The following is an 11,651-nucleotide window of genomic DNA, read 5'->3' on the forward strand; positions in this document are numbered from 1 at the left end:
GTGTAGTATTACAGTCACATTTGCCGTTAAGTACAATGGTTTTCCCTATGAGCCTGATTAATCTAAATAAAAATGAAAAATTTATTCTTAGCTATTTGAGACGTAAACATAAAGCGAGCCGAGTTGAACTTGCCAAAGTTATGGGTGTGTCAAACCAATCGCTGACAAGACTAACTAAGTCTCTATTAGAGTTTGAGCTAATTGAACAACAATCAAAAACATTAGGCTCAAGAGGTCAGCCTGCTATCAATATCACCATCAAACCGAATAAACTTTATGCGGTTGGAGTCGTTTTCGCTAATAGCAAACTCATAATTAGATTAGATGATTTATGTGGCGACCACATTGCTGAAATTTCAAAAAAAATCGATTTGTCAAAGCCTAAAGAGTGTTTAGAAACAGCTGAAAGTACACTTAATAGCGTACTAGACAGTATGGCTATCAACGAACAAATCATAGGAATTGGCATCGCAATTTCTGGTTTTTTTGTATCATCTAACACTGTTTGCAATAAATACAATGTTGATGAGTGGACCAAATTAGACTTGCTCTCTTTTTTTGAAGTCGCATTCAAAGTTCCTTGCTATGTTGAAAATGATGGAAATGCAAATGCTGTTGGTTACTCACTATCTAGTCGTGGTAGTGATCTTGAAAGTGCTTTTGTACTTACTTTAAGTGAAAACATTGGCGGCGGATTTATAGCAAAACAGCAACTGTTAAAAGGGCATTCAGGTAATGCAGGAGAGGTCGCAGCACTATTTAGCCCAGATCCTGAAGCTGTTCGTCCTTGTTTAAGTTCGCTGAGCTCTTATTTAAAAAGATGCAGCATAGAAAACTGGCAAGATTCGCTCGATCCTAGTTCTGATGATCACCAACATTATTTAGATTGGCTTGATAGTGCCACTTGTGCACTTGAACAACCTCTTCACTTTATCCAAGTCCTTTTTGACCCAAGCGCTATCGTTATTTCGGGAGATCTTCCCTATCAAGTTAGAAAGACTATTGCTGATAATGTGAAATTTAAAGCGTTAAATTATAAACATACAGAGGCTGAAAAAGCTGAGTTAATTATTGATAATGAGCCTTCGCCATTAAGCAAAGGTGCAAGCACTTTGGCCATTTACCACTTTTTAGGCACCCTATACTAATAATGCAATATATATGAAATGATTTATATTTATCTTATCTAAAAAAACTCAGAGCTCATTGTGCAATTGTGGCTTTTTCTTATTGGCTCTCTATTAGTTGTATTGTGGTTATGGCTAAAGAGCAACAAACAATCTTCAGACTCATTAATAACCGCCAACAAAAATGTACCATGGTACCTAGCGGGCTCATCAATGAGTGCTACAACACTCTCTAGTGATACACCGATTATAGTGGCTGGACTAGTATATAGCTTTGGAATAAGCGGTAATTGGATATGGTGGGTCGGTATTCTGAGTTTGCTGTCTACTGCTTTTTTCTTCAGCAAATACTGGTATCGAAGTGGTATAAAAACAGAAGTAGAGCTGTACGAACTTCGCTATGGAGACTCCTCACACACACGTTTTTTAAGAAAAGTTAAAGCTATTTTTGAAGGGGGTATTCTTAATGCAATTGTCTTAGCAAGTCTGACGTACGCTTTTTCAATAATTTTGTCTGAAGTACTCTCTAAGCATCCCATTTTGCACTTTACAGAACTTCAAATTCAGCTCTGCATCTTTGTTGTATTTCTTATTGTTGTAATATACACGGCACTGTCTGGATTAAAAGGAGTAATAATTACCGATATTTTCCAGCTTTTCTTTGCTGTAGGTATTTCATGGGTCGCCTTATATTTTATTCTTGAAAGCCAATCTTTAGCTTCGATAATTGCTGAAGTGCCTGACGTGAAAAAGAATCTATTTTTAGATAATAATACGTCTAAGAATGAATCTATTTATTTTTGGATTTTTTTAGTCATTGCATGGATATACAAAGCGCCAGGTTCCGGGCCTTTGATACAAAGAGTGATATCGTGTAAAAGTGAATCAGACGCAAAAAATGCGATTCTAATGCATTGTGTTATTCACTTTTTTATCAGAAGTATTCCGTGGGTATTAATTGGAGTCGTCGCGATAACCTTAACAAACACCTCCTTAAGCGCAGATCAAGTTTATGCTCACGTGATTATGAAAGTGCTGCCGCCTGAACTAATAAACCTCTTTATTTTTTGCTTAATTGCTGCATACATATCGACCGTTGACTCTCACCTAAATTGGGGCGCATCACTTATTACTAATGATTTTTACATAAAAGAAAAGCCAAAAATCAGCAAAAAAAGTGTCTACTTTTTATCAGTACTTTCTTTAAGTATATTTAGCTATTTAATCTACCTATTGGGTTTTATAGACAGCTTATTGTTTATATATCAACTTCATATAGTAATATTTGCAGGGCTTGCACCATTTGCAATTGGTCGTTGGTTTTGGTGGAAAGTCACTTTAAATGCAGAAATTTTAGGTTACTTATCTTCTATCACTCTTGGCATAATATATTTCGTTATCAGCCCTAAAGAAGCTATCTATTGGTTTTCAATGCCTATGCTTTTAAACCTATCTAGCTCCCTAATAATATTATTTTTGCTTAAAAGCAAAGCCCAACTACCTGATAAAACACATTTCGATTTTTACAACAAAATTGGGCTGCCTTTACATAAAAACCACAACCACCTATTTTCAATAAATAAAAAAGATATCATTAGCGCAGCAAAAGACTGGATAATTGCAGTTATCCTTTTTTCTACCTTAATGATTGGAGTCACAATTGTATTTATTAGCTAAGTCATCGATAAGCTGAATTAAACAGCCTCTAAACAAGGCTCCTCGGCCACTTCTGGCTTATCAAAAATGCCTAATCGAATGCGAATGAAGTGCAAAATTTCTTTGGCGACATCAATACCCAACGCACCTTCTAAGCCTTCAAAGCCAGGGCTTGAGTTTGCTTCACAAATTTTAAAGTGCTGCTCATCAAACAATAAATCAATGCCAGCCACATCAAGGTTAAGTACGTTCGCAGTTTGGGTTGCAAGCCATTCGATTTCTGGCGTGATAGGAAATGACTTACCTGTGCCACCTGCACTGACGTTGGCTTTAAAGTTTTTACCCTGTGAGTTACGCTCCATACACGCAACAGCACGGTCACCGATAGTAAGTACTCGCAAATCACGACCATGACTCGACTTAACAAACTGCTGTAAAATGATGTTTGCTTGTGGGTTTGCAGCCTCAATCAGCTGCATTAAGTCATCAAACTCTTCTTTTGATTTTGATAAGAATACGCCACTGCCCTGCGAGCCCGATAACGTTTTAATAACCACTGGAAAGCCAATTTGCTTTTCAACCAAATCAATATTCACCGGAAACTTAACCAACATGGTATTCGGCGTTGGTAAATTACATTCAGCAAGAATTTGCTGTGCAAACAGTTTGTCTTTCACCGTTTCGATTGATTGCGAGCTATTGACACAGTAAACGCCTAAACGCTTAAGGTGGCGAATAATCGCCAACGCAAAATAGGTTGTACTTACACCCATATGAGGAACAACAAAGTCTGGTAGCTCAACAGATTGGCCATCAATTAAAATACTTTTACCGTCTTCACGGGTAATAGTCAGATCAAATTGATCAGGCGAATAAACTTGTAAATCTATGCCCTCTTCTTTGGCTGCAGCAAGTAAGCGCTCAACTTCATAGGTTTCTTGCTTTAACAAGCCTTGGCTATCTTTATAAATGATCCACCCGCGCATAGTCGGTACCTCTAGTCTTGGAGTTTCGGTGACAAAAAAACGCGGATTATGCTCAGCATTCAGAACCGAGTAAAACCAGAGCCGAGTAAAACAAATTAATTTTATCGACACGATAATAAAAACCACTACTTAGTGATTAACTATTGACCAAGTTGTTAACTTGAGGTAAAAAACAACAATAAGTTAACATAAAAACCCATAAGAGAAACATGTGAACAGGACGCTTGCATTAATCTTCATTCTGCCACTTACAGCATTTGCACTGAATGAGTGGCATATTCAAAGTGATGGTTTTAAAACAAAACCCAGCACACAGCAGTTTGTTGCCTCTTACAAAACACAGGCCGACCAAATAGCCCCACAACCTATTGTGAATTTAACTGCGCCGCTTAATCAGTTATCTAATCTTGCGCACGATTATCTATATAAACAAGGTCGATTGCCTGACCAATTAGCAAACACCGCATTCAGCGAATTTGATTTAGACACCCTAAAAACCCTACAACCCGGCGATCACTTTATTTTAGTGATCGACGAATACCTTAGTTATACCGTCGAAATTAGTAACATTATTGAGGCCAGCAATGGCGATAGAAGTGTGTTTGGCAAGGTCGATGATCATGCTAAAGCAGGCCATCAAGCCGTGATGACGCTCACAGAAGACACCCTACAAGGCCAATTTGATGCAGGTAATCAAAGCTACAAGTTTCAAAGCCATGGTGAGTACGGGTGGGTGACGAAGTTGTAGGTTACTAGTTACGAGTTACTAGCTACAAGGGGAAAAGGGAAAGTTAGCGAGTTTCGAGGTACAAGATACAAGGGTAAAGTTACGAGATGCGAGTCTGTAGCGATTTTACATCGCATCCTAGAATCTAAAATCTAGCGCCCAGAACCTAATGTTTACCCCGTAGGACTGGCTTTAGCCGGGAATGGCTTGAGTAAGTGACGAGGAACAAGTTCGAGTCTGTAGCAGTGATTTTACATCGCGTCCTAGCGCCTAACTCCTAGCTCCTAGCCCCTTTCTAACTTTACTCTTTCCCCTAGCAACTTTCCCCTAGAGTCTTTCCCTCGTTAACTCGCACCTACTCCTCAATCGCGGGCCATAAACTTGCGCCGTCGCTGTCGATTGGGCTTAAAATTTCAAGGCCTAGAATTTTGGCGATCAGCGGGTACACATCTAAATTACTTACTTCGTCTAAACGTAGACCTTGTTTAAAGGCGGGGCCGGTGGCGATAAAGGTTGCAGCCATATCTTCGCTATAAGCATAACCATGAGTGCCTAAATAACCGGCCATTTTGCTGTCGGTAAACACTCGAGGTGCGTCGGTTTGTAAAATAATATCGCCAACGCGTGGGCCTTTATCATAGTAATAATCACGCTTTTGCTGCTCGCTTAGCACGATATAACGACCATCAGCGGCGTGAGAAAGCTTTTTACTGAATCCGCTGATGTCTGCTTTGCTATCTGGTTTTGCATAATATAAAACCCGAGGGCCGGTGTTTTGTACTATGAAGTTTTCGTCTTGCGGCAGGCTATCAATTTTAATGCTAAGGCTGGGATCAACAGACGCCATACCATGATCAGATACAATCACTAAATTAATGTTTTCATCAAGCGCCTTTAAACGGCTCGATAAATCAGCCATTAAACTATCGAGCTTTTGTACCGCTTCATAGGTTTCTTTGGCATCAGGGCCAAACTCGTGCCCTATACTATCGACCAGCGAAAAATAGCTGATCACTAAACGTGGGCGCTGTGCTTTTGGTAAGCTCAACCACTGAATAATTTGATCAACTCGCTTTTGGTAGTCGCTGTGTTTTGAATAATAATAAAAGTAATCAGGTAGCATGCCGTTAAAGCGCGCATCTGATTCAGGCCAAAAATAGGTGGCGGCTTTTAAGCCTTGCATTTGTGCAAGGTTCCAAAGCGGAATGCCATTTACCCAAGTGCTGTCGTCTTTCCCTTTACCCATTTTGTAGCAGTCGTTACGCTCAGTATCACAAAAGCGGTTCTCGACAATGCCATGATTAACAGGCAATAAACCGGTAATAATCGACAAATGATTCGGGAAGGTTTTGGTCGGATAAACAGGGCGCATTTTGTTTGCTCTCACGCCCTGTTCACTGATTGCTTTTAAGTGCTTTGCATGGTGTTTTTCAATGTAATCCCAGCGAAATCCATCTATCGAAATAAGTACCACAGATTGCTCTTGCTCCGCTTTTACAAGAGAGCTGAACGCTAATAAACCCGCTAAAACTAATTGCCAAATACGCATGCGAAACCCTTTTTAGTTCAATTTGTTAATTTGCTCAGAAACTTTACCAAACTGTTTTGAAAATTTTGTGATCATGCTTTCTAGCTTTTTCACACTACGTTTTAAACGTGAGCCGTTTATTTGGCTATAAATAAAGCCCCAAACGCCTGTAACCACACTTAACACAATAAACACAGCAACCGGTAGGCCATCTAAGTGCTCAACCACTTGCGGGTAATCATTGAGTAAATCAATGCCAACATCTGGCACAAGTGTATTTACTAATGGATAAAAATCTTGCGCATCAAAGTACCAAGCTAACCCTATTGATGTAAGACCAAGTAGTACCATACGGTTAAAGCCATGCACCATACCAAAACTGCGTACTGATGAGTTGTCATAAGTAATGTCTTTACTCACATTAACGGCATACTCTCGGTAATACTTATAATAACGTTTTGTGTCTACACTGCTGTAGGCGTAATACACCCAATCACCAATATCAACAGAGCCCAGTAAATCTTCACCCGCTTTAAAAATATATGGTTCACCCGATGCGGTTTCGAGCATGATTTCACCTTTTAAAGTGGTGCTACGATTACGATAAACTTCAACGCGCTCTTTTACGTCACTACCTACATACGTGCCACCTCGATACGTCGTTGTGGTTTCTGTCGTGGTCACTGTTTGGCGGGTTTCATTAGCATGTGCGCTTTGCTCTTTTTCTAGTACTTTGCCAAGCACAGCACGATGACGAATAGTGCCTTTTTCGTTACGTGCCCAAACATTTTTATGCACGTAATCGTTTTCATACGCAAGACTATATTCATCCATAATGGCATGCTCAAGCTCAGCGATACTAGTTGGTTTGGTTATAGTTGGCTCTAACGCTTTTTGAATGCTAATAGCTTGCTCATCATCTTTTGCAAGTGATTGTTCTTTTTCAGTAATCGCTTCAACGTGTTGCTTAGCGCCACAGCAATAACAATGCGCAGCATCTTGGCTAATACGCTGCTGGCAAGAGATACAAATAACATCTGACTTACTTGGCGTTCTTGCCAGCATGTTATAACCCAGTTGATTTAGGGTGGTCGATAGCATCACATCTGTTGCAGCTAAAATCGCATCATACTTTGCTTCTTGTTTGGCTTTAGCTTTTTTATGGTAGTTGTGCTCTGCCATAAATACCCCGATAGCAACTGGCAATGACGCAAGTAGCGCAGGTAAAAACTCAAGCTTTGCAGCAAACAACATGATTAAGAATGTAATAACACTTAGCACCAGCCACAAAATGGTTCCGCCAGTGTAGTTTCGGCTAATGGTTTTGTCCCAGCTGCGATATTGTTGATCGGCAAAATGCACAATCACAACTGGCATAAAGCGGTCATTTTTAACTACCCGCCTAGCATTGCCATCAGCAATGCGATAATTAAGCGTTAACGGTGTTTCTTGAAATGCGGTGATTACATTGCCCTTTTGTAGGTTAGCAATCACATCTTTTTCTGCATCAACACTAAACTCATGAATAATGCCATCTTTGTCTTCAACTTCTAGCCACCAATAACCGTACAGCATGTTGTCGTTATTGGTTTTATAACGACGCTTATAGTAAAACATTGATTTCACAACGCCTGTGACCGTACTCGCTTGTGGCGCATAGTTTTTCACATCAACCAGCAAGTCAGGGCTGAGTTCTTCAACCGTGTGCATTTGTCTTTTTTGCTCAAGAGCTTCTCCACAATCACAACAGTGAAGATCGGTGGCATACACCGTATTTTGGCAATGTTGCATTTTCATTCCTTGCTTAATTAATTGCTTAAATCAATGGTTAATGTTTGTTCGCCAGCATCTACTTGGTGCCAACGTCGATACGTTTTATACCCAGGCGCCGACACTTGAATATCATAAGCGCCAGTTTTTAATATCATGCCGGGGCGATATTTAGGGCCGATATTCATAATGCGAATAGTGGCGTTCGCCGGGTTTGTAGTAATGGTAAGTTTAGTTTTTTGCTCAACCAGATATTGTCTACGCTGTTGCTGCTCAGCACTTAAACTGGCATCGCCATGGCGCAAAATATCAACCTTGGCTAAAGCATGGCTCAGCGGGCTAAAGTTCTCGTAAATATGCAGTTTTTCTTCAAACTTTAAACCAAGAGGATGCAGCAGAGGCTGGGCATGCAAAGTCCAACGAATAGCATAACTAAACACCGGATTGCTCGACTCATCGACCTTGTCTAAAAAGTAGTTAACAGGGCTTTGATCATCCTTGGTAAAGGTGTTATGCACAAACATTACTGGCACTATCAAAATCAGCGCAGGCATAATCAGCTTTTGCAAAACAGATACACCTGTCGTTGGTTGCTTTTCTTGCTTAGGTTTAACCAGTTGCCACAGTTTTAACGGCAGCTTGCTAAAGGTTAAGCAAATCAAAAACAGTGATAACGACATCGAGATAGGCGGAATAATCACCGAACGCAATGCTTGCTTACCGTACTCAGCATACTCGCCACCATCAGCAAATTTACCTTCTGAGCTATTAAGCATGGCTAGGTATTTGTCGGTGCGTTTTGCAATGTTTGGATCAAGCACCTTGTCTTTAAAGTTCTTTTTATTCCAATCGGCACGAATGTTTTTTACGTATAAATCACCCATTCTATCGGCAATTTTTGCTTGAATTTGTGGGTGTAGCTGAAACGCAACCCAGCTTAAGTTTGGCTTTAAACTCATGCCGCGTTTACGCATTTCGCTTTGCCATTGTGCATTAGCTTCACTTGTAACCTTATTGGCTACAGCATTAGCAAATGCTTGGCGTTGATTCACATTCCAGTTGCTTTCAAGCTGTAACCCTTTGCTGGCAAAATGTGATCTAAGCTTCTTTTGCGTTGTTTCGTGAGCACGAAACGCCATTAAGTTTTCGATTGTAAATGGGTAGCCCGTTTCACTTACAAACATCTTATGAAAATTTGGATGTTGTAAAAAACGCAGCTGGTAATGATCTGGGTCATCGGTGTATTTATAGCGCTTATCTTTAAAGCCGCCATCACCACCGGTTGCTAAACTAGCAGCTTGTAGTGCGGTATAAACACCACCAGTAAGCACACCCATTAAAATAGTGCCTGCGGCATTTTCAGCAACCGAAACATCTTCTTCAATAAGCCAGTAATCAGGCTCTATGTAGCCAATACCGGCTTTTAAAATATTGCTTCGGTAGTCTGCTGCTTCGCGTTCATAACAACGATTTCGGCGGTCTTTTTCACTGCTTTTGTCATAACGCTCACGGCATTTTGCAATGCTGTGGTGGTAATCATAAATCTTCGGGCCATACTTTTGTGCACGCGCTGACGCTTTTGCGATATGGGCTTTTTGCGCTTGTTGGTACTTGTTCCAGCCGCTATTGATCTCTTGTTCAACTTGCTGCCAATAACCTTGCTCGCGCTCACCGATACTTGCCAAAGTGCTGTTGTACTTTTTACTGCCATCAGCATAGGCTTTGTATTTAACCACCAGCTCATCATATAACTGGCTGTAGTTTTTATAATGTTTATCAAAATCTTGATACGCTTTTTTCTGTACAAACGCAGCAATAATCTTTCGCTTATCTTGCTCTAGGTTGTCTGAAAGCGCGGCATCGCTATACAGTAAGCCACCAAACAGCGCCAAAAAGGTCAGGTTTTCTGAGCTATGTAATTGCTCAGGGTTGTAATCAAGGTCATTCACTTTAATCGAGTTAATCGCCAGTGCATCTCTAAGTGCTGCACTGTAGGTAGCAAACTGGCGCTGCTCTGCGGTTGAAGGCTCAATTAAGGTTTTTTCAATGGCATATTTTTGGCCAAAAAACACCACCGGCCAAACTAAGCATAATAAAGCAATAAACGAGATAATCCCGCGGCCCACTTTGGCAACCATAGCCTTAGGTAAAAAGTCAGCTAACAGCAGTGCAACACCCACCCCAGATACAGCTCGGCCATAAATTTCGAGGTGTTCAAGGTCTTCTGCCGAAGGGGTACCTAAACCGACTAAAGAGACTAACTGGGCATTAAAAATTGCCTCAGGTAATAAATATAAAGTAGCTAAAACAAGTAGCAAACAGCGCCACCAAAACGGCTTTATTAAATCAGTCATAGTTTTATTCTTATTGTTTTTTACGCAGTTCTAGTTCAACAGCAGGATCTGTTTCTAGGTTAAAATCTTCATCGGCTTGGCGAGTCCCAATTTCTAAATTAGGTGCTGAAGGAGTCGATGTTACTTTGGGAATATAAGTTTGTGCCTGAGTTGATTTAAGCGTGCCGCCGACCGCTGGGTAAAGCTGATTCCCTTTATAAGCATACAGCTCATCAAGGCGCTCTAAATCAAGGTCTGTGGGCATGCTGGCAATCAACCTAGCGTCTGCTTCATCGCTAAAATACGGCTGCATTTTTGGTAACTCAAACACAGAACAAAAGCCATAAACAGTATCGTCCATAATCACAGAGTCAGGGCGAAGAGAACGCGACTGCGCTAATAGGCTGCGCTCATGATAGTCGTGGCCGTTAATAGAATAAGTGGCAATCATAATACCGCGCGCTTTAGCAACCGGCTTTAAGCGTGCTGCACTTTGCTTGTAATGACGAATATCAAGCACATAACCAAAGTTACGTTTTAGCTGTTTTGCTAATCTATCGAGCTTAACTGGGCTGTCGTAACGTTTTTCACGATGATAGCGATTACCCAGAGCTTGTAAGCTCTCAAGCTCTTCTTTGTTGCGCTCGTAAATTGGGTCGCTACCAGCGCCGCGTTTTAGGTCACTTGCTAACTTATTCATAGAGGCTTTTGCTGGTGACTGAATAAATGCCAAGTAAATATCTGGGTTAATATCGCGCATACGAGTCAGGTTGCGCATTTCTAAACTGCTAAAAAAGTAGTTACCACCACCAACAAATTCATATGCTAAATAATCCAGCATTTTTAAATCGTTAACTGAAGCCTTTGATTTTATTTCAATATTCAGTTTTTGATGAGGCTTACGGTAGCGCGCAAATGTGGCAGCAAGCTCTCTGAATGAAGGTGGCATATCATCGGTAAGTAACCCGGTATCTTGGTTACGATGACGTAAATAGCCCCACTCTTTTTTATAGCTCATCGACTCAATTTTGCGGCGCTTATTGTCAACTGTGCCGGTTTCCCGACCTGTACGGGCATCATGATGCACAACCCACACATCGTCACGGGTAATTCGCACATCAATCTCAACAACGTCAAAATTGTTGTCGATGGCATCAATTACCGCGTTAAGCGAGTTTTCTGCATAACGAATTGAGCCACGGTGGCTCTGCAAATTAAAGTTACTGCATTGCCTAGCAGAGGCGTAGTTGATATTACCAAGTTGGCTTTCATAAAAACCTCGTGCATACAGTGCACCCTGCTTGGCCTTAATTGCATTTTTTTCGGCCACCGTTAAGGTGCTTTCAGCGCTTGGCTCTGGGGTGCTTTTACAAGCCGTTAAACCAATACAACACAGGAAAATACTGGCTAGGAGCCATGGTTTTTGAGACAGAGTTTGCATCATTGCTTTATAGCCAAAAGGCTTTCCTTTTTAATACAAGATAATGAAGAAGTGCGTAAAACTGAATAATATATGAATAAAGG

8 protein-coding genes are annotated in these 11,651 nt (G+C 40.8%); 3 read left to right on the forward strand and 5 right to left on the reverse strand.

The window, feature by feature from the left end; all coding sequences use genetic code 11:
- Together L1D51_RS17800 and L1D51_RS17805 are read left to right on the forward strand one after the other, a co-directional pair.
- A partial coding sequence (locus tag L1D51_RS17800; protein ID WP_239964402.1) for an ROK family transcriptional regulator occupies positions 1–1,148 on the forward strand: 1,148 nt, incomplete at its 5' end.
- 60 nt (positions 1,149–1,208) lie between these two features.
- Complete coding sequence (locus L1D51_RS17805; protein WP_239964403.1) at positions 1,209–2,804, forward strand: sodium:solute symporter family transporter; 1,596 nt, start codon at positions 1,209–1,211, stop codon at positions 2,802–2,804.
- 17 nt (positions 2,805–2,821) lie between these two features.
- Here L1D51_RS17805 and L1D51_RS17810 read toward each other — a convergent pair whose 3' ends face one another.
- Positions 2,822–3,769, reverse strand: coding sequence for an ATP-grasp domain-containing protein (locus tag L1D51_RS17810; RefSeq protein WP_239964404.1), 948 nt, complete (start codon positions 3,767–3,769; stop codon positions 2,822–2,824).
- A gap of 211 nt (positions 3,770–3,980) precedes the next feature.
- Between L1D51_RS17810 and L1D51_RS17815 the strand changes: the two genes are divergently transcribed.
- Complete coding sequence (locus tag L1D51_RS17815) at positions 3,981–4,517, forward strand: hypothetical protein (protein WP_239964405.1); 537 nt, start codon at positions 3,981–3,983, stop codon at positions 4,515–4,517.
- A gap of 334 nt (positions 4,518–4,851) precedes the next feature.
- Here the strand turns inward: L1D51_RS17815 and L1D51_RS17820 are convergent, their stop codons facing one another.
- From L1D51_RS17820 to L1D51_RS17835, 4 genes are read right to left on the reverse strand one after another with little or no spacing between them, the layout of a single operon-like run.
- Entirely contained in the window at positions 4,852–6,045 is a 1,194-nt protein-coding gene (locus L1D51_RS17820) for an alkaline phosphatase family protein (protein ID WP_239964406.1), read from the reverse strand.
- A 12-nt stretch (positions 6,046–6,057) separates the two neighbouring features.
- A complete protein-coding gene (locus L1D51_RS17825; protein ID WP_239964407.1) occupies positions 6,058–7,815 on the reverse strand; it encodes a hypothetical protein in 1,758 nt (585 codons plus the stop codon).
- A gap of 17 nt (positions 7,816–7,832) precedes the next feature.
- A complete protein-coding gene (locus tag L1D51_RS17830; protein ID WP_239964408.1) occupies positions 7,833–10,148 on the reverse strand; it encodes a PEGA domain-containing protein in 2,316 nt (771 codons plus the stop codon).
- 10 nt (positions 10,149–10,158) lie between these two features.
- Entirely contained in the window at positions 10,159–11,571 is a 1,413-nt protein-coding gene (locus tag L1D51_RS17835) for a glycerophosphodiester phosphodiesterase (protein ID WP_239964409.1), read from the reverse strand.
- Positions 11,572–11,651: the final 80 nt, after the last annotated feature.

Source organism: Pseudoalteromonas shioyasakiensis (genome assembly GCF_022398475.1).
Classification (GTDB): domain Bacteria; phylum Pseudomonadota; class Gammaproteobacteria; order Enterobacterales; family Alteromonadaceae; genus Pseudoalteromonas.